Source organism: Nostoc sp. C052 (assembly GCF_013393905.1).
Taxonomy (GTDB): Bacteria; Cyanobacteriota; Cyanobacteriia; order Cyanobacteriales; family Nostocaceae; genus Nostoc.
Map to the genome: position 1 here is coordinate 1,148,610 of NZ_CP040272.1, position 23,661 is coordinate 1,172,270.

Genomic DNA, 23,661 nt, shown 5'->3' on the forward strand with positions numbered 1-23,661 from the left:
GAGCAGAGGGCAGGCAACGTTATAAATTAATAGTGTATCTGCAATACCGGACTTGTTCTGGCTTAGTTTCAATAGCAAAGGTTTGGAGATGTTTACTTTATCAGAAACTTCTATCCTGGCGGCAATCCTACTGGTAGCTTTAGGCATTTTGGGCTGGGGCTTTTATCGTGCTAGACCTTTTGGTAAGCTGGGAATCTTAGCCTGGTTACAGTCGGTGGTGTTGATGACTCCCTGGCTCCTGTTTTTTGGATTGTTTGCCGCAGGGATTTACATTAATATAGCGGGTATATTGTTCTTAGTGGTGACATCTGCCGGCTTGTACGTCTATTTGGGCAGACAGTTACGCGCAGCTGGGCAAGATGCCATCCTCAAGCAACGCGCAACCGAAAGACTCGCTGCGGCTTCCTCACTTGAAGCAAATTCTCCACAGCTAGCAGTCGCACAACTGAAAGTGGAGATCCCGCCAATAGCTGAAGATGACTTGAATGCAATTAAAGGCATTTTTGGTATCGATACATTTTTTGCCACAGAAACCATCGCTTACCAAGATGGAGCCATTTTTAAAGGCAATTTGCGGGGAGAACCAGAAGAGACTCACAACCGTCTAACTGCAAGTTTACGGCAACGCCTTGGCGATCAATATCGCCTGTTTTTAGTGGAAAATACAGATGGTAGACCAGTGGTGATTGTCCTACCCAGTCGCAATGATCCCCGTCCGCTTCAGTTATCACAAAAAGTCTTTGCGGGCGTTCTACTATTAGCAACTATTGCCACAAATTTAGAAGCAGCAGGCTTATTGCTGAATTTTGATTTCTTTGGCAATCCAGGGCGGTTTCAAGAAGCTTTACCCATAGGCGCTGGGATATTTGCGATTTTAGTAGCTCACGAAATTGGTCATTGGTTACTTGCACAGCGTCACCAAATTCGCCTTAGCTGGCCATTCTTTCTACCCGCAGTGCAAATTGGCTCCTTTGGTGCAATTACCCGCTTTGAGTCTCTGTTGCCCAACCGCAAGGTATTATTTGATATTGCCTTGGCAGGGCCAGCCGCAGGTGGTATTGTCTCTTTGTTAATGCTGGTGACAGGCTTGCTGCTTTCCCACCCAGGTAGTTTATTTCAATTGCCCAATCAGTTTTTCCAAGGGTCGATTTTGGTGGGAAGCTTGGCGCGAGTTGTCCTTGGTTCGGCGTTGCAGTCACCCCTGGTAAGCGTTCATCCCCTAGTGGTGATTGGTTGGTTGGGGTTAGTCATTACCGCTTTGAACTTAATGCCCGCAGGACAACTAGATGGTGGCCGCATTATTCAGGCGATTTATGGGCGCAAAACCGCAGGAAGGGCAACGATCGCAACTTTAATTTTACTAGCACTAGTGTCTCTCGGTAATACTCTTGCCATGTACTGGGCAATCGTGATTTTCTTCTTGCAACGAGATCAAGAACGCCCTAGCTTGAATGAAGTCACTGAACCGGATGATGCTAGAGCCGCTTTGGGTCTTTTGGCTCTATTCTTGATGATTACCACGCTTCTACCCCTAACTCCGGGTTTGGCTGGGCGTTTGGGAATAGGATAGTGCTGAGTTAGGAGTTAGGAGTTAGGAGTTAGGAGTTTGAAGAATTCTGCCCATTTTCCTCATCTCCCTCATCTCCCCCACTCCCCACTCCCCACCTTTCTAGGGTTTCCAACCTGTGAGCAAATTCGGGTAAGCCGTTGGTGTGGGGAAAATTTTCTGCAAACCAGCTTGACGCTCTTGTGGCTTTTCTTTGCTTATGTTCCAGAGGGATTCATAGAAAAAGAAAGAGACTCCGGCGAAATTGCGATCGCGGATTTTTTGCACTTGTGTCTGAATCTGCTGCATCGATACGGATTTGTTTTTCAATCCAGCTAAAATACCCACACTTACGGGAATATGGCTCTTGGCTGCTTTCACTTCTGGATACTCTAATTCACTAACAAAAACATTCAAGTCATCACGATATATCTGCAAAACTAAGTCTTCAATAATTCCTAGCCGTTCCCATTTTTGCCAGTCTGCTAAAAAGAAGTTGTAGGAAAAACGTTGAGGATTAGGAGCAACAGAAACGAGGCAATTTTTTTTAGTAGCTTTGATGGTTGTGAAAACCAGTTTCATAAACTCAGTGATTTTATTAGCTCTCCAACTTACCCATTCTGGATCTTGAGAGTTTTTGGGGGGAGCTTTACCACGGTGTTCTTTTTTGTAAAGTGCCACTGTATAAGCATCGTATCCTAATTCTGATGGTAAGCCAAAATGGTCATCAAGTTGAATACCATCAATATTGTAGTTTCTAACAATTTCAACGATTAAATCTTGAATGAACTGTTGTACTTCTGGGCGAAAGGGATTTAGCCAAACGCGATTATCATTCCCATCTTTGACAATCCGAGTTCCATCGCGGCGACTTGTGAGCCATTGGGGACGATTTTTAGCTAAGAGAGAATCCGCTGGTGCCATGAAGCCAAATTCAAACCAGGGAATCACTGTTAACCCTTTTTGATGTCCCACATCGACAATTTCTTTGAGGATATCTCGCCCTTGCAGTCCAGGTGTGGGATCGAGCGATCGCCCGATAACTTTGGCTGCTACTTTGCTAGGATACAACGTATATCCCCAATTCCACACCGCCGGATAGATGGTGTTAAAATTGAGTTCATCAAGGCGTTGCAAAGATCCCTTGAGGCGATCGCGCTCAAATAATACATCACTATCAATATTTGTTAACCATACTCCCCTTAACTCAGATGCAGGCGTTGGCGGTAGATTAACTTGAGCCTTCAAGGGGAATGATAGCATCAGCGTACTTACCACACCCAAGGCAAGCATAACAACAAACAAAAGAGACTTTCTGCTTTGGCGAATATTCCACCAAAAAGGAAACTCAACACACCACTTTACAAACCTTTTCATTTGGCTACAGACATCATCAACTTATGAACAATTAGCATGAATAGCGATCGTTTCGATTGTAAGTGCTAAAACAATCGCCTTTTTGGTCTGGGTTGTGAATATCTCCAAAAGATTATATAGCGGTTCCCATTCAAATGAGGTACAAGATTACACCGCAAGGTGTAGGGTCACGGCATGCCCATAGGTGTCAACCTAAACTGGAAATAGCTTATCTGTTGGCTTCCATACCCGCCCGGAAATAAATTAATGAGTAATAAGTAATACCCATTACTTATTACTCATTACTTATTACTTCAAAAATAAATTTTCGGGCTAATAGCTTAAGTCTACTGAAGTAGACTGGAGATTTTTAGTCATCTTTCAGATGACTTTAGCGATGAGACGGGAATTGAAATTCCCGGCGGACAAGCGGTTTCGCGTTAAGTTGACACCAGTGGCAAGATGCCCACCCCACAATATTGGATAATTTATTTCTTGGAATTCCCTAATTGCCGTAACTTTACTGCGATACCCAAAATACTAAGTATCACGGCAGATAGTTCACGTTTCCCCACCAACTACTACATCTCGAATTCGGAGACTAGGGCCACCACAACCTACCGACAAGCCATTTTGTCCTCCCTTACCACAACCGCCGGATTCATCCCAGTAAAAATCATCACCAAGGGCCTCAATATCCGCTAACGTTTGGAATACGTTTCCTGAAAGCGTTACATCCCGCACTGGTTCAGCAATTTTGCCGTTCCTAATCATCCATGCTTCCCCAGCGCTAAAGGTGAACATTTCCCCATTGGTCATCCCACCTAACCAATTACGGGCATACACTCCTTCTTTGATATCGGTGAATAAATCTGCAACTGGCGTTTTACCCCGTTCAATCCAGGTATTTGTCATCCGCACAATGGGAGTAAAGTGATAGTTGAGACAGCGAGCGTTCCCCGTAGGCGCTTCCTCCAATTTGCCAGCAGTTTCACGAGAATGTAAACGTCCAACTAAAACCCCATCTTTAATTAGTTGAGTAGTGGTAGCAGGTGTGCCTTCATCGTCGTAAAAATAGCTACCACGATGTCCCTCTGGAGACGCGCCATCAAAAATTTGGAGTTCTTCTGGGCCAAACCGCCGTCCAATGGTCATAACTTCCAGCAGATCGGGGTTTTCGTAAGCCATATCAGCCTCAGAAAGATGTCCAAAGGCTTCGTGGACGAATAAACCCGTGAGAATTGGGTCAATGACTACGGTGTAAGTATTACCTTTCACCGATGGCAGAGATAAAGCGGCGATCGCTCTTTGAGCTGCACCTTTTACCTGTTCATCCAAATCAGTTAAATCTTCGTAAGCTTTGCGAGAGCCAGTAGTTTCTCGTCCAGTTTGGACAGTTTCGCCATTTCTGGCGGTAGCGGCAAAGCGCATTTCCATATCCACCCAAGATTGCTCGATCAAAGTACCTTCTGAGGTAGCGATGATCACTTTTTGGGCGCTATCACCGTAACGTACTGAAGTAGTCGTAATTCGCCGATCAACACTTTTGAGCAATTCGGCATAGCGATCGCACAACTGTTTTTTCTGTGAAAGTGCGATATTTCGGGGATCTGAACCTTTTAGAGGGAGAATGCACACTGCTTGCACCGGGTCAATGGGTGCAAGTAAAGTTTCTTCATCACCAACCATCCGCGCAGCTGCGATCGCTTCTTCAATCCGATCTTGGATTGTTGCCAGTTGGTTAAAGCAGCTTAACCCCCATCCGCCTTTATAACAAGCACGAATATGACCACCAATGGAGATGCCTTCACTGAGAGTTTCTACCTTGTCGCCACGCAACAAGATATCAGTCCCTTCTGCTTCTTCAAGGCGAATCATTAGATAATCTACACGCCCACTGTAGCGGGCAATGAGGTCAGAAAGTAAATTTTGAGCGTCAGCAAGTGTAGTCGGCATTTCCAGGTAGTCACAATGACGAACTGCATTTATTTTGCAATTATTTGGGGAATTTCTGCTAATTAATTATTATGAGGGACTAGGGATTGGGGATTAGGAACGCAGAGCGAAAATTCCTCTTCTCTGAACCTTGTCCTCCTCTACACCTGTAACTCTTCAGACCCCGTACCCAGTCCCCAAATCCCCAATACCAAATCCCCAATCCCCAGTCCCCAGTACCCAATCTTTAGCTACGGTGGGTAAGAACTGAATGATGTGCTAAGGTAATCATGTGAGAATAAAATTCGGTTGCAGTGTTTGTTTTTAGTATTGACAGGCTTTTCCCTTTTGGTCTTAACAAGCTTGTCTCCGAAATCTAAATCTCTACACACCTATGATTTTGGAGATAACGCATGTCAATTTATGTAGGTAATCTATCCTACGAGGTCACACAAGAAGACCTCAATTCTGTTTTTGCCGAACACGGTACTGTAAAACGCGTTCAGTTACCTACTGACCGCGAAACAGGCCGTCCACGCGGCTTTGCTTTCGTAGAGATGGGCACAGAAGCAGAAGAAACAGCTGCCATTGATGCTCTTGATGGTGCTGAGTGGATGGGACGTGACCTTAAAGTGAATAAGGCTAAACCCAAAGAAGATAGAGGTGGTTCTTTTGGTGGTGGAAACCGTGGCAACAGTGGTGGCGGCGGTGGATACAACAGAAATAGTCGCTACTAAACTTTGAAGATCGCTTTAAGATCAAAAATTAAGTTTTAACGTCTTAAGGGCAGAATCATTATCTGCCCTTTTTGCACTCCGGTCTACTGGATGGCGTGGAGGAGGCAGAGGGAGCAACGCGAAAAAGTGAGATCCTCGTGAAATAGGCAGGGGAGCAGGGGAGCAGGGGAGCAGGGGGAGTAAAGAGGTATTTTTAGTACTTTTTACTACCGGAATAGATTGATTATACACCAATACAGTTCAGTTAAGCCCGAAATCCAATGCAAGAGACGTTGCATTGCAACGTCTCTACAGACCTAAAATCAATACCAAAAATCCTTAACTGAACTGTATTAAATTATACAATTATTTCTCTTTCCCTGCCTCCCCTGCTTACCCATCTCACAAAATCGCATTGCTCCCGAGGTAGAAGGCAGGAGGCAGTCCCAATGAAACAAGTTTCAAAAGCCTTGAATGAAAGAATAACTGGGGACTGGGGACTGATATTTTTACTCAGCACTCAGCACTTTCAAGGCCTCCTGCCTTTCTGATTATGCCCAGTACCAATTAAGTAGGAGATGAAAATGACACAAGTATTTGTGGGTGAAAATGAAGGAATTGAGTCAGCCTTGCGTCGATTTAAGAGGGAAGTTTCCAAAGCAGGTATTTTTCCAGATATGAGAAAGCATCGTCACTTTGAAACGCCTTTGGAAAAACACAAGCGTAAAGAAGTCGCGAGGCACAAACAACGCAAGAGAAATTTCCGTCGTAATTGATTTGATCATTAGCGATACTTACAGTGAGCTACGCTAACGCACTGTCTCATTAGATTCTTAGCTGTCGAAAAGGCGATCGCTGTACTCCAAAGAAGAATCTAATGAGTAGGTTTATGACCTTCACAAACCTTTCCTGCTATCAGATATCATTCTAAATCTTTTTGAGTTCCTGCTGTTCTGCATCGGTGAGAATTTCGAGGGATTAGTTAGTTAGAAAATAATTTATAATTAATTTATTAAGTTCTTGTTATGCCAGTGAAAGGTAACTCCAACTTAGGGCTTAGTTCAGGCGATCGCCTTGGGTATGTTACTGTTGTGCTGCCGTTTGCCAAATTGTCACAGTTTTTGTAAAGCGTCCTGAACGGTAGAGGTTCCGTCCCTGTTCTAGCCAATTGGTCGACTGAGGAGAAGAGAGAACTGGGGTTGTTGCTGGTGGAAATGCTTTTATAGTGTGTAATGTTCAATGCTAAATACAAACTTAAAATACTGAAGCTAACATATAGCCAACGAGTTTGTTTAATTCCGAAAGCCATAGATAATTACTTATTATTGAGCAGTTTGTTTCAAGATTAGTCACAGCACCAGTATTGATAAAATGACTAGATTTTATGTATAATTTCCAACTTAGTAATGCCAGCTATCAGTTAATTAGCGATCGCATACAATTAAAATACTGTGTCATTCCGGCTTACAGCTAATTTTCAGGTAAATAGACCACGCGGTAGGGGCACAGCAACGCTGTGCCCTGACGACTTCGAGATGCACAGCGCGATCGCCCTTGGCGTCTCGTAGAGAGAAATACGAAGTCCATTTACTTGCCTATTAATTTTGAATTTTGAATTTTGAATTTGGAGCGAAGCGACATGACCACCTTCTTTCGCAGCGATGCAGATTTAGATTTCCCCGATAGCGACGGTAAACCAATGGCAGACAATACCGAACAGTTTCGTTGGATCGTCCTAATTAAAGAAAATCTAGAAATTTTATTTGCTAACGAACCTAACGTGTTTGTGGCGGGAGATTTGCTCTGGTTCCCGGTGAAATCGCGCTTAATCTCACCAGTTGCACCGGATGCAATGGTGGTATTTGGTAGACCAAAGGGACGGCGCGGGTCTTACAAACAGTGGCAAGAAGACAATATTGCCCCACAAGTGGTATGGGAAATTCTCTCACCCAGCAACAATGCAAATGAGATGGAACGCAAGCTAGAGTTTTACCAAACTTATGGGGTGGAAGAATACTATCAGTATGACCCAGACCGCTACGAACTCAAAGGTTGGCGCCGTCTTGGTGAACAGTTACTACCAATTGCTCAGATAGATGGATGGACAAGTCCTCTGTTGGGAATTCGGTTTGCAGTGGGCAACCATGAACTGGTGATTTACCGACCAGATGGGCGGCAATTCTTGAGTTCAGTGGAGTTGGAGCAACGCGCTGAACAAGAACGTCAACGAGCTGAACAGGAACGTCAACGGGCTGAACAGGCGGAGCAACAATTGCAGGATATGCAGGCGTTGCTTCAGCAGTATCGCGATCGCTTTGGGAAATTAGACCGTTAACCCCAAAAAATTAACTCCTCTTAAGCGCAGCACAGGTTAATGGTTGTTGCACCTGAGCAGAAGATGTATCTGCAATTAACTCAATGTTGCCCTGGGCGTTGCGATGCCAAGTTGTAGCCTCAACGATCACCTCCGGTAATACGAGGATTTGAGCATTGTTCTCACCCATTTTACGGTATGCAGAGAGATCGCGGATATCAGACCAAGTGCGATCGCTCGTGACTTCCTGATTGGGATTTTGCGGCACACCACCCCGTCCCGTTGCCACAAAACGGCTGCCTTGATTGCTGGCGCAGCCTGTGGTAATTTGCTGCGATGGATCAATTACATTTACTGGCAGTTCCACTAAACCAGAATTTGGATCGACGCCAATGGTATTGATTTGCACATTTCCATTCACACCTAACTGTGAACTCGCCGTAATATCATTGTCAGGGGTGAGTTGAGTGCGGAATTTTAGTCCAAAGATGCCTTGGGTGGTGATTTGGATATTACCACCCTTGCCTTGCACTGCATTAGCAATAATATCGCTATTTCCTGAGCCGACGATGATAGGTGCATTGATGCTGATATTACCCCCATTCCCTAAGCCGCCAGCTGTTGATGAAATCAGACTATTGTCCCGTAGAAACAACAGGCTGCTGGCGGATAATGCAATATTGCCACCATTACCAGATTCCGTTTGTGCCTGGATAAACCCTTGATGATTTAATTGGATGGTATCTGCATTGATGTTAATATTGCCACCATTTCCCCTGCCTTGACTGGTGACACTGACTGTCCCGCTATCCGTCAGCGTCAACTTCGGTGTGGTAATGCTCACAGTACCAGCATTGGCTGTGAGTATATCTGGCAGACCAAATCGCTGCCGCAATAACGGATCGGGTCGGAGGGTGGAGGCGTTAATACTACTATTACTTGCCCGACCTTGACCACTGATTGCGATCGATTCAGTTGCATTGATGCTCAAATCTCCCCCATTTCCGACAAAAAATGCGGTGGCGGCAATTGCTCCCCCATCCAGAATTTGCAATTTGGCAGTATCTAGTGTTAAGGTTTCGGCATTTCCGGTTGCAAATGTAATTGAGCTAATATTGCTGTAAAGTCCAGAAGGGCTTTCTCCCGTCACCGTCGTGTTGGTGTTGTGAATTGTCACTTTACCGCTAGTGCCGCTGCCAAAAGTAACCGAAGAAAGTGAGCCACCGTTTGATATTAGTAGACTGTTACCATTGATGAAAACATCACCAGCTTTTCCAGTACCTAATGTGGCAGTATTAATGGTGGTAATATTAGCAGGATTAGCGGGCGAAAAGCCAGACAGTTCGATCGCAGTTGCATCGATGTGAATATTTCCACTGGAAGCTTTTCCAAGGGTTGTGCTATTCAACCCCGCTCCCGACTTGAGGGTTAGCTGGGGAGTAACGACGCTGATATTCCCACTAGCTGCGATACCCAGAGCTTCACTACGTATCCCGCTTAAAATTGTGCCATCAGTTGTTGTACCAATCAAATCAATGGCCTCCGTAGCCTGGAGGTGAATGTCACCGCCAGGGAGATTGCCGAAATTTTGCGCCAGCACCAGAGAGCCATCAGTAAATTGAATCTGCCTACCCTGAATTTGCACGGAGCCTGCATTCACCCCGCTGATATCTAATAGCGATCGCTGTGCCAGTTGAATATCGTCAAAGCTTTGTACATCACCATATCCCAATGTATAGCCTTGTGCAGTTGGTATCAGGTTGACTAATCCTGCACCCCTTACACTACCCAATTCAACTCGCCCTCTTTCAGCGCTCAAGGTTGCCCCATTTAGATATAGGTCGCCACCCACTAAAGCTAGGGTATTTCCCGGCTTTACTTGCAGTTTTGTCGCACTGGGAATTCGAGCCAGGGGAGCCAGAGTCAGTCCACTGGGATTGCTCAAGGAGTGTCCAGTGCCTTGAACGGTGATTGATGCGGGATTGTTGCCCAGTTGCAACCCAATGGGAACATTGATACTCAATAACGGGGAAGCTTGAGAATTAATGGCGCTAAACTCAACACCATCAACAAATTTAATACTGTTAGCAGTTGTAGCAATAAATGAACCGCCGATGTTCAGTTGAGCATTAGCTCCAAAAATTATCCCACTAGGGTTGATCAACAACATACTAATGGGATTGCTGCTATTAATTGTCTGAATTAAGCCATCAATGTGAGATATATTACCACCAGTCACACGGCTAAAGATGGTGGAAATGTTGGGCGTGTTCGCTAAATTAAAGGTAACTGAACCGCCAGTGGGAACCGAAAACTGCTGGAAACTGTGAAAGAGATTACTATTGGCGGCACTACCGTTAGTAATGGTAAAGTTATTACCACTTTGAGAGACAGTAGTATTGAGGGTGTTATCAGATGTCACCTGAGCGATCGCGCAGCGACTCCAAAGGAGTATCGCAAGTAACAGTATTCCTTGAGTTAATGACCCACTTGTGAATAGAAAAGCGATCGCTCTCATACCATAAATCCTACTCTTGTCTTCTAGATATTAGAATTCCCAAAATAGTCACGTCGCTTCTCTACGAGACGCCAAGGGCGAACGCTGCGAATTCAAAATTCAAAATTAATGATCCCCATAAATAAATTTAGTTGCTCTGTAAAACCTTCTCTTCTCCTATCGGAGACGCTGCGCGAACCAGAGGCTTCGGGCACTATTCCTCTTGCCCCTGCCCCAATACTTGTCGGTTAAGGGGAAAGAAAAAACCTTTAACCTTTACCCTTTAACCTTTACCCAAAACCAAATTCCGAGTTGAAAATGCAAAACCTGAGCAGTATTGCCCCCTTCCCCCTGCCTCTTTGAAATTCGGTCGATGTCTAAAGCTTTAATACGCCGCAATTTTTTTTGTAACAAACTTATGCAAAGCTGTAAGAGAAAAATGCCTTGTTAAAGATTATCTATGAACATCCGTAAAGTCTCTACTACACCCTTAAGCGATCAAAAGCCTGGTACTTCTGGGCTGCGGAAAGCAGTTAAAGCTTTTCAGCAACCACACTACCTGGAAAATTTTATCCAATCCATCTTTGATTCTGTCGGGGATTTGCAGGGACAAACCTTAGTTGTGGGTGGTGATGGGCGTTATTACAATCGCCCAGCCATTCAAATCATTTTGAGAATGGCGGCGGCCAATGGCATTGGGCGAATTAAAGTTGGTCAAAAGGGGATTTTGTCTACTCCTGCAACTTCCGCTATTATTCGCAAGTACCAAGCTATTGGCGGCATCATCTTATCTGCTAGTCATAATCCGGGCGGGCCAAATGGTGACTTTGGTGTGAAATATAACATTAGTAACGGTGGACCAGCACCAGAAAAGGTGACAGAGGCGATCTACGATCGCACTAAAGTAATTGATAGCTACCAAATTCTAGAAGCGCCAGATGTAGATTTAGAAACCTTGGGTGAGTCACATTTGGGAGAGACGGTAATTGAGGTGATTGACTCCGTACATGATTATCAAGAATTAATGGAGTCGTTATTTGATTTCGATCGCATTCACCAACTGTTAACAAGCAGAAATTTTCGGATTAGCATCGATGCCTTACATGCGGTGGCTGGCCCATACGCCCATGCCATTTTCGAGGAACGTTTGGGCGCACCAGTGGGAACTGTGCAAAATGGTATACCTTTAGAAGACTTTGGGGGCGGACACCCTGATCCAAATCTGGTTTATGCTCATGATTTGGTGGATATTTTGTACGGTGAGAATGCGCCCGACTTTGGAGCAGCTTTTGATGGAGATGGCGATCGCAATATGATCTTAGGGCGTAAGTTCTTTGTCACACCTAGCGATAGCCTCGCAGTGTTAGCCGCAAACGCCAAGCTAGTTCCTGGTTATAGTTCGGGTTTAGCAGGGGTAGCGCGATCGATGCCTACTAGTCAAGCAGTAGATCGAGTTGCGGCTCAAATTGGCATTGAATCTTATGAAACTCCCACTGGCTGGAAGTTTTTCGGCAATCTTTTAGATGCACGTAAAGCTACTCTTTGCGGTGAAGAAAGCTTTGGTACCGGTTCTAACCATATCCGCGAAAAAGATGGGCTATGGGCTGTTCTCTTTTGGCTGAATATCCTAGCAGTCCGGCAGCAATCCGTTGAGCAGATTGTCCGGGAACACTGGCAGACTTATGGACGCAATTATTACTCCCGTCATGACTATGAAGAGATAGAGACAGTACCAGCTAACACCTTAATCGAAAGACTGCGTTCCTTACTGCCAAACCTTAAAGGCAAGCAGTTCGGTAACTATCAAGTTAAATACAGTGATGACTTTAGTTATACTGACCCTGTTGATGGCAGTATTAGCGAAAAACAAGGTGTTCGCATTGGCTTTACCGATGGCTCCCGCATTGTGGTGCGACTTTCTGGTACTGGTACTCAAGGTGCGACTCTGAGAGTTTACCTAGAAAGCTACGAGCCAGATCCCGCCAAACATGACCTCGATCCACAGCAAGCACTTGCTCCTTTAATCACTATTGTTGAGGAGATAGCCCAGATCCGCGAATTGACAGGACGAGAACAGCCAACTGTAATCACCTAATACCGCAAGGCGGAAGTCAAAAGTTAAAAGTCAACGAAAATCGGCGGGAATCCCATCCCAATAAGAGGGGTGTCCGAGAAGCCCATTGGTGTCAACTTAACGCGAAACCGCTTGTCCGCCGGGAATTGAAATTCCCGTCTCATAGCTAAAGTCATCTGAAGATGACTGAATATCGCCAAAAATCTCCACTCTACTTCAGTAGACTTTAGCTAAAAGCCAAAGAAATTTATTTCCGGGCGAGCATGGAAGCCAACATATAAGCTATTTCCAGCTTAAGTTGACACCTATGCCAGGAGCCGCCCGCCGATTTAGTCATTAGTTATTAGTCATTAGTGCTAATGACTAATCTAAAGTTAAACCACAGTAATATTTACCAATTAACATTAAACTGCCGTTACTGATTTGGGAACAATAAATTTAGAAATCACTAGAATTTAGCAGTATGTTCAGTACTCGTGTGACTATTCCTGGATACCAGGTCAGTGAAGAAATCTTCAATGGTTCGAGAACCATAGTTTATCGAGGGTATCGAGAAACTGACTCATTACCTGTAGCGATGGTAATGAAAGATTTTGGTGGAATTTCTCTAAAAGATTATTTCGATCGCAACCAAACACTGGGCATCGGGTGTTTACAAAAGTTTTTACAAATAGCGATCGCACGATGTAATACCTTATACCATTTTTTTGTGAAGCTATATATAATCTTAATTCCAGTTCGACAGTAAGCGGGAGAAACAAGTCATGTATACTGAAGAACTAGAACATGAAATACTCTTTCTTCGTCAGCAAAATGCTGAATTAAAGAAGCAATTAGCAAAATCCACCAGTGAATTCAGTGCAAGAATCACTCAACTAGAACAAAAACTCAAAGAATCAAAACAACTATTACAAAGCGATCGCCAAGCAGAATTAGCCGAATTATTGGCATTGTTTAACGCCATACAAGATGTAATTCTTATCCTTGATGCAGAAGGACGCTACCTGAAAATTGCTCCTAGCGGCGCGCCTTTACTATACCAACCACCTGCGGAACTACTAGGCAAAAGCATCCACGAAGTTTTTCCTTCTGCTTTTGCAGACTCTTTTCTCGGTTGTATTCAACAGGCACTAAAAACCAAGAAAGCTGTCAAAATCGAATATAGTTTACCCATTGGCGATCGCGATGTTTGGTTTGAGGCGAGTATTTCGCCAATGAGCGAGGATACTGTTGTTTGTGTAGCAAGAGATATTAGCGATGTCTACAACGAGCTTCTCTTACGCAAAGCGGCTGAGGCAGCCCTAATTCAACAAGAAACTCGCTATCGCAACATTTTTGAGACTGTGAATGATGGCATCAGTGTTATTGATTTAGATACTGGTAAAATTGTCGCTGCTAATCCGGCTTTTTATCAGATGCATGGCTATTCTCAAGCAGAATTTTTGCAATTAATTCCTACAGATTTCATCCATCCCGATTATTTTCATATATTCGGGAAATTTATCAAATCAATTAAAAAAGGAGATGAATTTCACACTCAGGCTGTAGACATCCGCAAAGATGGTACTTACCTTGATATAGAAGTTACAGGCAAACTTTTGAGCTACAATGGCAAACCCCATGCACTTTCAGTAGTACGAGATATTAGCGAGCGTAAACAAGCAGAACAAGAGCAAAGAAGACTGCTAGCGATTCTGGAAGCCACAACTGACATCGTGGGTATGGCTGATGCAGCCGGAAATAATTGCTACCTAAACAAAGCAGGGCAGAAGATTTTAGATATTCCCGCCTCAGAAACTAACAAGTTTCATATTAGTGAGGTTGTAGGACTATCGATATTAGAGGAATTCCAGAATCAGATCATACCTACCGTAGTTCGAGAAGGAATTTGGTCTGGAGAATCTATATTTCGCTGTTGCAATGGTGAAGAGTTTCCAGTTTCTCAAGTACTGATTGCCCATAAAAATGAACAGGGCGAAGTCGAATTCTTCTCAACCATAGCCCGTGACATCCGCGATCGCCAACAAATCGAAGCCCAACTTAGACAACAAGCAGAAGATTTAGCCCAAACTCTGCAAGAACTCCAACGCACCCAAGCACAAATGATTCAGGCAGAAAAAATGTCCAGTCTAGGCCAACTGGTTGCCGGAGTTGCCCATGAAATCAACAACCCTGTCAATTTTATCCACGGTAATCTCAGCCATCTTGAAGAACATACCCAAGATTTATTACGACTAGTTCACCTATATCAATCCAGTAACGTTCCTGAATTTCAGAACGGCAGTTGCTACCCTGCGGGAACTTTAAGAGCATCTTTATGTGAGGAAATCGACTTAGAGTTCATTCAAGCAGATTTACCCAAAATCTTAAATTCAATGAAAGTCGGCACTCAACGCATCCGGCAGATTGTCTTGTCATTGCGTACCTTCTCGCGCATGGATGAAGCCGAATTTAAAGCGGTGGACATTCATGAAAGCATAGATAGTACTTTAATGATTTTGCAACATCGTCTTAAAGAAAAGCCAGATTTTCCTGAAATTCATGTGAGCAAAAACTACAGTTACTTACCTTTAGTAGAATGCTACGCCGGACAACTCAATCAGGTATTTATGAATATTTTGGCAAATGCTATTGATGCCTTAGAAGAAAGAACAGACAATGAAGTTTCTCCACCCAAAATTACCATTCATACTGCATTAATTGATTCTAATTGGGTAAAAATTGCCATCGCTGACAATGGTTTAGGAATGCCAGAAAAAGTTGAAAAACAGGTTTTTAATCCATTTTTTACCACCAAACCTGTGGGTAAGGGAACAGGTATGGGAATGTCTATTAGTTATCAAATAATTACCGAAAAACATGCTGGCAAATTGGCATGTTACTCAAAACTAGGACAGGGAACAGAGTTTGTGATTGCAATTCCAATTCGGCACTAGAGATTCCAAAAGACTTGTCCGAAATATTAACTTATGAAAAGAAAAATGGTAAAACGTTTAAGTAAGTCTCTACCATTTTTCTGTATTTGTCTTGGACTTTTTGCAAGCGGGCTTTGCGCCCTCCACCCAAGGCACGTTGACGAGGCTTGGTCTGTTGAGTTTCAAGGTACATCGTGGTAAAGGTGGGCAACAGAGCATCAAATGCTTTCCGGTTCAACCTAGTTAATGCCCTCAACAGTCGGTCTTGCTTCAGTACACCTTCAATATTCAGCATCATCCTTCCCTACCACTGCTGTCTATTCTCTCTTATTTCCCGACAAGTCTTATATTCGGATGTTTGCATATTGCTAGTTTGCGGGATTCATCAGCAAAACCTGATTTTAAGCGATCGCGGTCTTCGTTACTTAATGGATTAAGTAAATTGGAATCCAATGTTTTAATTACAACATTCTTGCCATCCCGCTCCTCAGCAAGATAAGTAATAGCGAAGTTCTCCTGTCTTAAATCTTGTTTAATTTCATACCGATCGCGGTGTAACTTTTGTCCAGATGCCCAAGTCATTGGTTGATTATCTCAGAGATTTTTATTAATTTTTGCATATAGTAATTCTCTGTAGATTTAATACACTTTCTTCCGTAAATGTTCTGTAGCTTGCACCCTGACATCTAATAGTGAAGCTGTTATGCTTGCTTCAAAAAATATAATATGACGCGATCGCAGAAGTTGTGTTATAAAAACGGGCAAAGTCTTACAAAATACGAAAATCTTGACTATGAAGCTTTTTCGTTAAATGCGTAATTTCCATGACAATGGCATCAAATGCTACTGTAACTAATCAATCTTTAGCGTTTAATCATCAGTAATCTTTAAAAAATCGAAAAAATAATGTTAAGTATCCCTATTAACTTAAATTTACCTCGTACACCCAATTTAATAACTTCCTTACCTGGGCCTCGCGCTCAAGCAATTGTACAACGCGATCGCGCCGTAACTTCCCCTTCTTATACCCGTGATTACCCGTTAGTTGTATCTCGCGGTCAGGGCTGTATGGTAGAAGATGTTGATGGCAATGTATTTCTGGATATGACCGCAGGTATTGCCGTCACCGCCACCGGACACGCTCACCCGGAAGTCGTCAAGGCAATTCAAGAACAGTCGGCGCGTCTGTTGCACATGTCAGGAACAGATTTTTATTATGAGCCGATGGTGGAACTAGCGGAACAGTTAGCGATTCGCGCTCCCTTTCCCCAGCCACAAAGTAATGCTGTGTTTCCCGCAAAAGTATTTTTCACCAATTCTGGGGCAGAATCTAACGAAGGAGCAATTAAACTAGCTCGATATTACACAAAGCGATCGCTAATAGTGGCATTCTTAGGTGCATTTCACGGACGCACTTATGGAGCAATGTCTCTGACTGGTTCCAAAGCAGTGCAACGAGCTAACTTTGGGCCTTTAGTTCCTGGGGTAACTCATATACCCTACGGCACTCACGCTAGCTTAGATTACTTGGAACAACAGCTATTTACGACGATTTTACCACCGCAAGAAGTAGCGGCGATCGTCGTCGAAGCGATTCAAGGAGAAGGTGGATATATCGTACCCGAAGATGGTTTTTTGCAGCGAATTCGGGAGATATGCGATCGCCACAGTATTCTGATGATAGTGGATGAAGTACAAGCGGGGATGGGGCGGACTGGTCGCTTATTTGCGATCGAGCATTGGGGCGTGATGCCTGATATCATTACCACAGCTAAAGGTATTGCCAGTGGTATGCCTTTGGGAGCGATACTTGCCAGACCAGAATTAATGACTTGGCCTCCCGGTTCTCACGCTACTACATTTGGTGGTAATCCTGTAGCTTGTGCTGCTGGTATTGTCACACTGCGACTCTTGGAAAGTGGTTTGATGGCAAACGCTACCCAAATGGGCGAATTATTACAAGCTAGTCTTACCAAGTTGCATCAAAGATTTCCGAGAGTATCGCCGCCACGAGGTAAGGGTTTGATGGTAGCGGTGGATTTATTAGATGAAGTGGGTAATCTCGATCATAAATTACGCGATCGCATTATCCAAGAAGCTTTTTTACGCGGTTTATTATTGCTAGGTTGCGGTAAAGCCGCAATTCGTTTCTGTCCTCCTCTAGTTATCGACAGTGACCAAATTCAGATAGCCCTTGAGATTATCAGCGATATCTTAAGTTTTTAGGGGATGAGGCAGACGCAGGAAATAACCAATGACAAATGACAAATGACAAATAAAATAGCCCTGAATTTATGGAAATTACTTTGGCAAGAATACAGCGCCAGGGTAAATCATGCCCGTACTTACCAGCAAATGATTACTGCTGCGGGTGGGACTGTCGCCAACGACCACATTGCCTTTCGGTCATTGCGTTTATTAGTAGATACTCCACAAGATCAAGTTAACTTGGGAATTGACTACCTTGCACAACTTGCAGAAGCTTTAGGTTACGTGGCGGCTGGAGAGTATACTTTTGCTCAAACTCATTTGTACGCCCGTCATTATCGTCATCCACAGCAAGAGGAATTTAACTTACCCAAGCTGTTTCTCAGCGAGTTGATTGTCGATGAATTGCCTACTAATATTGCCCAACTCATCTCTAAAACAGTATCTTCAATCCCAAAGGAACTGATCTCACCCCTGATTATTCTACAAAAAGACAGGAATATTGAAACCATCGCCAAAGAACTCCAGCAAGTCTTTACCCGCCCTTGGCAACTTCCCCAGCGTTCTGTTGTCGAAGAGGTAAATCAGGTTACTCAATATGGCGCTTGGGTGTTGCTGCACGGATATGCTGTCAACCATTTTACAGGCTATGTCAACGGTCAGAATACTCCAGAATATCCAGACATTGATACTACTGCCAGTGCTTTGGCTAACCTGGGTGTACCAATGAAAGCAGAGATAGAAGGAAATATTACTTGTGGTTTGCGACAAACTGCAACTCAAGCAGTCACAGAAATGGTGACGGTATTAGATGATAACAGTGGGGCAGAAATTCAGATTCCTTGGACTTACGCCTATTATGAAATTGCCCAGCGCTATCTAGTAGAAGTGGAATCTGGAAAGCAAGTACTTTTTGATGCTTTTTTAGGAAATAATGCCCAGCAATTGTTTGAAATGACTCGTCTAAGTAAGTCGGGGTAAATAATTATCGTTGGGATAAGGCAGAGGGCATGGGGAAAGAGAGTTTGAGCCTTATTTACTTTCCTTTACACAGTTTGGCTTTATTGTGCGGAATTACTTAGGGACTTCCAAATAAAAAAATATTCAATTAACTCTTGTGGGGTGGGCGTCTCGCCCGCCCCACAATATTGGATAATTTATTTCTTAGAGTTCCCTTAAGTAGGTAATTTTCGGTCAAAAATCTTAACCGAACCGTATTGAGTACATATCTATTCACTTCTGTTCCTTTTTCGCCTCCTACGCAAGTCAGTTCAGGAATCAAATCGGATTCCTATATCGGCATCACGAATTAAGCGCAGCACCGCCAGCCTTAAACTTGGGATAAGCAATGCGTTTGTGATGAAATTGCTGCCAAACTTCCACAAATATTTCAGCAATTTGTGACATTTCTTCCCGTGTTAGTCCCGAATCTACGAGTTGATTGTCTTGCCATTTGGCACGCAGGATGTTGTTTAACATTGTTAAAGCTTGTTCGGTGGAGACATCTTTAAGCGATGGATTCTTTCCTGGAGATTTAGCCGATACTTGCAGCGATCGCAGCGCGGCTTCACAAGAATCTGCTAACATCACAATTCCTGTTTCCCGTGATTGTGGAATCGGCCCATCATAGCGAAAATCTGCGTCGTCTACTATTAAACTCGGATCTTCCTGAGCCATTTGCTGGGCTTGGTGATGAAAATAGGCAATCAGCATCGTTCCCTGATGCTCTGGAATAAAAGCTTGAATCGCTGTCGGTAAAAGGTGTTTACGCGCCATCACCAAACCTTCAGTCACGTGCTTTTTAATAATTTCTGCACTCTTCCAAGGGTCTTTAATCTCAGTATCATGTTTATTCGGCCCCCCCATTTGATTTTCAATAAAGCCAAGGGGATCGTGCATTTTACCAATATCATGATATAGTGTGCCAGCCCTTACTAACTCAACATTGCATCCTAGTTCTTTCGCAGCAGCTTCCGCAAGGGTAGCCACAAGCAGCGTATGTTGAAAAGTTCCTGGAGTTTCGGTAGCAAGTCGTTTTAATAAAGGGCGGTTAGGGTTCGCTAACTCTGCCAGGCGGATTGGAGTAACTAAATCAAAAACTTTTTCTAGATAAGGACTCAAGCCCAAGGCGACAATACTCCAGCCTAAGCCGGATAAAGCAAACAATCCGGCTTCTTGGAGGACGATATACCAGGTAGAACCAAATGCTTGACCAATTAAGATTTTAACAACCAGATAAATACCGCCTTGAGTTAAAGCGATCGCCACACCTAATAAGGCTAATTCTTCACGCGATCGCAATCGTTGAGCGATGTAACTACCTAATAGTCCTCCCCCAAAACCAGCTAAAAGGGCAGCCTTGCTCATCTCCAAGCTAATACCTAAGATTGGCAACAAAAGTCCAACAACTGTCAGCGCCAAAGTAGAGCCGTAGAAGCTTCCCAACAACAAACCAAGGGCACTCCAGGTAGTATAGGGCAATCCGATCGCGATCACTCCTGGTACACTCAGAGTTAGCAGTAATACTAACAAGCGATCGCGTTGTCGCAATTCGTAATCGATATGCCGTTCTACCCAGACAAAAATGCTAATGGCGATCGCAATCACGCTTCCTAACTTCAGCAATTCCTGCCATTTTATCTCCCGACGAATCAGGTGATAATGCTCCAGCACCTCAAAGTTCCATGCAGTAATCTGCGCTCCTTTTTTGACAATCACCTCACCAGAGTGTACCTTCTCCATCACAGGGGGTACACCAGCAGCAGCCTTTTGAGCGTTTTCTCTTGTTTGTTCTTCATCATTTTGCAGATTCGGCTTGAGTACAGCTAATAACACGTTCTTTGCCAAAGTTTCGGCGTCTTCTGGTACAAAGGTCTGCAATTGTAAACTCACCGCATCTTGTAAGATATTTTTTGGCAGTCCTTGTGGGATGCCTTGGGCAAGAATCCGCTCTGTAATTTGATGGATTCCTGTTTGGGTTTTTTCCCACTCCACATCTAACAAATCTAAAAGGAGGGATTCTTCATATACTGCTTCTGGGTTAACAGTCTCTAACTGTAAAAGTTTGGCAGTGGCTTGAGTGTATCTTTGGCGTGCTTGGGAAATTAGAGCAATCAGTAAGGATAAGTTTTTCTCAGAAGTTATGAGGCGGTAAGATTCTAGTTCTGCTACGGCTTGAGTAAAGTCAGTATTTTGAGAAAAATCAGCTGGCTCTGTTTTTTTTGGACTCTGTGAATCAGATTTGGGTGTTGTGCGCGCCTGGCGTTCCTGATTGGATGAGGCGGTAGTTTGTCCTTTTGGTTTCTTCTGCTGATTTTTACTATTTTCGACAGTCAATAGCAGTGCTTGCCATTCCGATTCAGGACAAGATCGGAGATAACGCTGGGTAGAAATGGATAAAACTACAGAATCAAAAAAAGGAAAAGCTCCAGCAACGGCGCGAATTTCGTTGCCATCATCTAGGAGTTGTTGCAAATTTTTATTGATTTCTTCATTCATTCGCGCATCAAGCATCAACACCTGTAAGGAGCTTTTACTAACGGCTTTGCGCTTGGCTTCTGTTTTTTTATGATTTTCGATACTAGCTGTGTAAGGGGCTGTAATTGTCTGGGGCGCGGGATTTCCAACTTGGAGTTGCGTCTGATTGTATAATTTATTTCCAATAACGCCTGTTAGAGATACGATCGCGATCGCTAAAATTACCGAGTAACGCTGTTGATATGCCCAATCTAAACCGACTGCACAAATACTGCTCTGAGTTTTGACCGATTTTGCCTTTGGTTTTAGCGCTCGTTCTTGTTTTCGGCGATCGCTTTTGTCATTGGTTTTTGATAAAAACAGGAGTATATTCTTGAGCATAGTCCTTAGAAGTTCCCTTCTATGGGTTTTACCTTTGGGACTTCTCATTAACTTTCCCTTACGGCGTAGTGTTGTATACTGTCGCCGCCAGTGAGTCAATTGCTGGTTTAAGAACTGCAAAAATTGCTGCATTTTCATTATCTCTGCCTGCAATTGCCGACTTTGATGGCTCAAAAAAAGACAATCATCAGGAAAGTTTACTCTGCGGCTACTGCAACTACCGTGGCGGGCTTTTTTACTGCCGATTTGCCACAATAGCTAGTCACAGAATCAGCCCGAAGGTTTACGGAAAAATTCTAGTATATGAGACTAATTACACTGTGGCGTCAGTTTGCCTACCTTTAACAGGGATTTAACCGCTTATCTGATTTAATTGAGATTAACGCAACCGAATAACGCGAGGAGCTGCGTAAACTGAAAGCAGGGCCACCTCACATCCCTCCTCTGCTAACTCCCTCGGATTTAAGGTAAAATCATACACTCCCGACCACACCGCCACAAATGCATCAGTCAATTCTAACATTTGGGAAAAACTAGTTAATCCCCATACTGGAGGATTACTCTGCAAGAGCAAAACTTGCCAATTTACAGGAATTCCACCGATACCGTTATATGCTCCTGATAAAGCACCAGTAATTGCACCTGTAGCATTTGAGCTTAGAGACGTAGCATCTTGTGCTTGAGAATTATCGTTGTAAGTTGCCTGCAAAACTGCAAGGCGAAAGTCTTCTAAGGTACTCAAAAAACAGTAAAATGCCATTGCAATCGTGTTACTGAGTTTTTCTTCCCTCGCAAACTCAGCTTGCGCCCTTGACAATCCAACCCCTTGTTCTAATAAATTTTGGACTTTTAATAATTTTTTTGGTATTGATGTCGGTGTTTCTCCGATAAAAGCAATTGTTTGTGAAATAAGGGTTAGGGGATCGAGTTTTTCAGTTAGGGCAAGAGCGATCGCATAAGCAACTGCGAGGGTTCCATCTCTTACTACTGGGTCATCTTCCCAGATGTTTAGTACACCTAGCAAATTTTGGCGCAGCTTAATTGGATTTTCGTGAAAAAAGAGTGCTACTGGTAGTGTGGCAATAATTTTTTTTATCGATATGTCATCAGTTGCAGCTAAATGAAGCGATTCTTCTTGCTGACGCCTTATCCAATCATCTAAATCTAATCTACCCAATGCAATCAAACTCTGAGTACCCAGAATCGCCATTTTGCCCAAATCTAGGTAACTCTGAAATTGGATTTCACCACCAGAGGCTAAACTTCCTCCCAGAAACGCTCCGAGTAAAGTACCTTTAAACCGACTTATAGGAGAGTAACGCATAAATTATATAGTTAGGAGTTAACAGTGATGAGTGAAGAGTTAATGAAAGATTGCTAATTCCTAACCTTACTACCAATGACCAATTCCTAACTCCTAACTCCTAACTCCTAAATAATTGACTAATGCTTGTAAGCCCAACAAGTAACTTTGAACGCCAAAACCACTTATTTGTCCGATCGCAACTGGGGCGATGTACGAATGATGGCGAAAATCTTCTCGGCGGTAAATGTTACTCAGATGCACTTCTACTGTGGGTAAGTTAACAGCAGCGATCGCATCTCGTAAGGCGACACTTGTGTGAGTATATGCGCCTGCATTAATCAGAATTCCCTGATACTCTCCTAATGCGCCATGAATAGTATCTACCAAAATTCCTTCATGATTTGACTGCACAGAAAAAACTTTCGCCTGTAACTTGAATGCTTCTTCTTCTAACAGGCGGTTAATTTCAGCTAGCGTCAAAGAACCATAAATTCCTGGTTCTCGCTGTCCTAGCAAATTTAAGTTTGGCCCATGCAGTACTAGAATGCTTAAGGGTTGCGTCGAGTTCAGCACTTTGGGGTTAGTAGCGACGCCGTGAGCGATCGTTCACAGGAATCGGAATCAGTTCCGGTTCCGGTTCCGCCTCTGGCCCTAACAGGCTCTCAATTAGCCTGCGAGCTAATTCCTTAAGCTTTTCCAGCACCTTTTCTATATAGTCCATGAACAGACCGCTCCTGAGATACTACCTCAATTTTTGATTAACAGGTACGCAGAAAATGGCATATTTTCGCACCTCTGGCTTCCAATCGGGCTGATACACAATCCCGCATTTGGGACATAAGCCACTTCTAAAATTTGGCGTTGTGTTTTCCCTTACCTTTTAGACTATCACACTTGCAACCTATCGAACTGTATCCTATCAAGGATGGATATCAA

17 protein-coding genes and 1 pseudogene are annotated in these 23,661 nt (G+C 43.6%); 9 read left to right on the forward strand and 9 right to left on the reverse strand.

The annotated features are described in order from the left end of the window. The first annotated feature begins 88 nt into the window (after positions 1 to 88). Complete coding sequence (locus FD723_RS04845) at positions 89 to 1,570, forward strand: site-2 protease family protein (RefSeq protein ID WP_179064323.1); 1,482 nt, start codon at positions 89 to 91, stop codon at positions 1,568 to 1,570. 99 nt (positions 1,571 to 1,669) lie between these two features. Here the strand turns inward: FD723_RS04845 and FD723_RS04850 are convergent, their stop codons facing one another. Then, a complete protein-coding gene (locus FD723_RS04850; RefSeq protein ID WP_179064324.1) occupies positions 1,670 to 2,923 on the reverse strand; it encodes a glycoside hydrolase family 10 protein in 1,254 nt (417 codons plus the stop codon). 540 nt (positions 2,924 to 3,463) lie between these two features. Beyond that, complete coding sequence (locus FD723_RS04855; protein WP_179064325.1) at positions 3,464 to 4,858, reverse strand: TldD/PmbA family protein; 1,395 nt, start codon at positions 4,856 to 4,858, stop codon at positions 3,464 to 3,466. 392 nt (positions 4,859 to 5,250) lie between these two features. On the opposite strand from FD723_RS04855, the gene FD723_RS04860 reads away from it, so the two are divergent. The 3 genes from FD723_RS04860 to FD723_RS04870 all read left to right on the forward strand — a co-directional run bounded on the left by FD723_RS04860 (position 5,251) and on the right by FD723_RS04870 (position 7,888). Beyond that, positions 5,251 to 5,574, forward strand: a complete 324-nt coding sequence (locus FD723_RS04860) for an RNA-binding protein (protein ID WP_179064326.1) — start codon at positions 5,251 to 5,253, stop codon at positions 5,572 to 5,574. 563 nt (positions 5,575 to 6,137) lie between these two features. Beyond that, positions 6,138 to 6,329: a 30S ribosomal protein S21 gene (rpsU, locus tag FD723_RS04865; protein WP_094333031.1), complete on the forward strand. Its 192-nt coding sequence runs from the start codon at positions 6,138 to 6,140 to the stop codon at positions 6,327 to 6,329. 863 nt (positions 6,330 to 7,192) lie between these two features. After that, positions 7,193 to 7,888 (forward strand): Uma2 family endonuclease, encoded by a 696-nt coding sequence (locus tag FD723_RS04870; protein ID WP_179064327.1) that lies wholly within the window; start codon positions 7,193 to 7,195, stop codon positions 7,886 to 7,888. Positions 7,889 to 7,898: 10 nt separating this feature from the next. Here FD723_RS04870 and FD723_RS04875 read toward each other — a convergent pair whose 3' ends face one another. Further along, complete coding sequence (locus FD723_RS04875; RefSeq protein ID WP_179064328.1) at positions 7,899 to 10,385, reverse strand: S-layer family protein; 2,487 nt, start codon at positions 10,383 to 10,385, stop codon at positions 7,899 to 7,901. A 439-nt stretch (positions 10,386 to 10,824) separates the two neighbouring features. On the opposite strand from FD723_RS04875, the gene FD723_RS04880 reads away from it, so the two are divergent. The 3 genes and pseudogenes from FD723_RS04880 (at position 10,825) to FD723_RS04890 (ending at position 15,374) form a co-directional block, all read left to right on the forward strand. Then, positions 10,825 to 12,459 (forward strand): alpha-D-glucose phosphate-specific phosphoglucomutase, encoded by a 1,635-nt coding sequence (locus tag FD723_RS04880; protein WP_179064329.1) that lies wholly within the window; start codon positions 10,825 to 10,827, stop codon positions 12,457 to 12,459. A 442-nt stretch (positions 12,460 to 12,901) separates the two neighbouring features. After that, a pseudogene (locus tag FD723_RS04885) lies at positions 12,902 to 13,135 on the forward strand (hypothetical protein); the annotation flags it as partial. 67 nt (positions 13,136 to 13,202) lie between these two features. Next, positions 13,203 to 15,374 (forward strand): PAS domain S-box protein, encoded by a 2,172-nt coding sequence (locus FD723_RS04890; RefSeq protein ID WP_179064331.1) that lies wholly within the window; start codon positions 13,203 to 13,205, stop codon positions 15,372 to 15,374. 31 nt (positions 15,375 to 15,405) lie between these two features. On the opposite strand, the gene FD723_RS04895 is transcribed toward FD723_RS04890, so the two are convergent. Both FD723_RS04895 and FD723_RS04900 read right to left on the reverse strand, forming a co-directional pair. Continuing rightward, entirely contained in the window at positions 15,406 to 15,651 is a 246-nt protein-coding gene (locus FD723_RS04895) for a hypothetical protein (protein ID WP_256875060.1), read from the reverse strand. A gap of 29 nt (positions 15,652 to 15,680) precedes the next feature. Beyond that, complete coding sequence (locus FD723_RS04900; RefSeq protein ID WP_179064332.1) at positions 15,681 to 15,935, reverse strand: hypothetical protein; 255 nt, start codon at positions 15,933 to 15,935, stop codon at positions 15,681 to 15,683. 324 nt (positions 15,936 to 16,259) lie between these two features. On the opposite strand from FD723_RS04900, the gene FD723_RS04905 reads away from it, so the two are divergent. Both FD723_RS04905 and FD723_RS04910 read left to right on the forward strand, forming a co-directional pair. Further along, complete coding sequence (locus FD723_RS04905) at positions 16,260 to 17,579, forward strand: acetyl ornithine aminotransferase family protein (RefSeq protein WP_179064333.1); 1,320 nt, start codon at positions 16,260 to 16,262, stop codon at positions 17,577 to 17,579. 42 nt (positions 17,580 to 17,621) lie between these two features. Then, the gene (locus FD723_RS04910; protein ID WP_179064334.1) at positions 17,622 to 18,542 is read left to right on the forward strand and encodes a DUF1338 domain-containing protein; all 921 of its coding nucleotides are present in this window, start codon (positions 17,622 to 17,624) and stop codon (positions 18,540 to 18,542) included. A gap of 321 nt (positions 18,543 to 18,863) precedes the next feature. Here FD723_RS04910 and FD723_RS04915 read toward each other — a convergent pair whose 3' ends face one another. The 4 genes from FD723_RS04915 to FD723_RS04930 all read right to left on the reverse strand — a co-directional run bounded on the left by FD723_RS04915 (position 18,864) and on the right by FD723_RS04930 (position 23,446). Further along, positions 18,864 to 21,557 carry an HD family phosphohydrolase gene (locus tag FD723_RS04915; protein ID WP_179064335.1) on the reverse strand — a complete coding sequence of 898 codons (2,694 nt, stop codon included), beginning with the start codon at positions 21,555 to 21,557 and terminating at the stop codon, positions 18,864 to 18,866. A gap of 241 nt (positions 21,558 to 21,798) precedes the next feature. After that, the gene (locus FD723_RS04920) at positions 21,799 to 22,743 is read right to left on the reverse strand and encodes an ADP-ribosylglycohydrolase family protein (RefSeq protein WP_179064336.1); all 945 of its coding nucleotides are present in this window, start codon (positions 22,741 to 22,743) and stop codon (positions 21,799 to 21,801) included. A gap of 93 nt (positions 22,744 to 22,836) precedes the next feature. Then, a complete protein-coding gene (aroQ, locus tag FD723_RS04925; protein WP_179064337.1) occupies positions 22,837 to 23,298 on the reverse strand; it encodes a type II 3-dehydroquinate dehydratase in 462 nt (153 codons plus the stop codon). Positions 23,299 to 23,305: 7 nt separating this feature from the next. Continuing rightward, positions 23,306 to 23,446: a hypothetical protein gene (locus tag FD723_RS04930; protein ID WP_179064338.1), complete on the reverse strand. Its 141-nt coding sequence runs from the start codon at positions 23,444 to 23,446 to the stop codon at positions 23,306 to 23,308. Positions 23,447 to 23,661 lie beyond the last annotated feature (215 nt).

Coding starts and splice junctions, on each gene's coding strand:
- FD723_RS04845 (WP_179064323.1), top strand. CDS start 89: ATGTTTACTTTATCAGAAACTTCTATCCTGGCGGCAATCCTACTGGTA.
- FD723_RS04850 (WP_179064324.1), bottom strand. CDS start 2,923: ATGAAAAGGTTTGTAAAGTGGTGTGTTGAGTTTCCTTTTTGGTGGAAT.
- FD723_RS04855 (WP_179064325.1), bottom strand. CDS start 4,858: ATGCCGACTACACTTGCTGACGCTCAAAATTTACTTTCTGACCTCATT.
- FD723_RS04860 (WP_179064326.1), top strand. CDS start 5,251: ATGTCAATTTATGTAGGTAATCTATCCTACGAGGTCACACAAGAAGAC.
- rpsU (WP_094333031.1), top strand. CDS start 6,138: ATGACACAAGTATTTGTGGGTGAAAATGAAGGAATTGAGTCAGCCTTG.
- FD723_RS04870 (WP_179064327.1), top strand. CDS start 7,193: ATGACCACCTTCTTTCGCAGCGATGCAGATTTAGATTTCCCCGATAGC.
- FD723_RS04875 (WP_179064328.1), bottom strand. CDS start 10,385: ATGAGAGCGATCGCTTTTCTATTCACAAGTGGGTCATTAACTCAAGGA.
- FD723_RS04880 (WP_179064329.1), top strand. CDS start 10,825: ATGAACATCCGTAAAGTCTCTACTACACCCTTAAGCGATCAAAAGCCT.
- FD723_RS04890 (WP_179064331.1), top strand. CDS start 13,203: ATGTATACTGAAGAACTAGAACATGAAATACTCTTTCTTCGTCAGCAA.
- FD723_RS04895 (WP_256875060.1), bottom strand. CDS start 15,651: ATGATGCTGAATATTGAAGGTGTACTGAAGCAAGACCGACTGTTGAGG.
- FD723_RS04900 (WP_179064332.1), bottom strand. CDS start 15,935: ATGACTTGGGCATCTGGACAAAAGTTACACCGCGATCGGTATGAAATT.
- FD723_RS04905 (WP_179064333.1), top strand. CDS start 16,260: ATGTTAAGTATCCCTATTAACTTAAATTTACCTCGTACACCCAATTTA.
- FD723_RS04910 (WP_179064334.1), top strand. CDS start 17,622: ATGACAAATAAAATAGCCCTGAATTTATGGAAATTACTTTGGCAAGAA.
- FD723_RS04915 (WP_179064335.1), bottom strand. CDS start 21,557: ATGAAAATGCAGCAATTTTTGCAGTTCTTAAACCAGCAATTGACTCAC.
- FD723_RS04920 (WP_179064336.1), bottom strand. CDS start 22,743: ATGCGTTACTCTCCTATAAGTCGGTTTAAAGGTACTTTACTCGGAGCG.
- FD723_RS04930 (WP_179064338.1), bottom strand. CDS start 23,446: ATGGACTATATAGAAAAGGTGCTGGAAAAGCTTAAGGAATTAGCTCGC.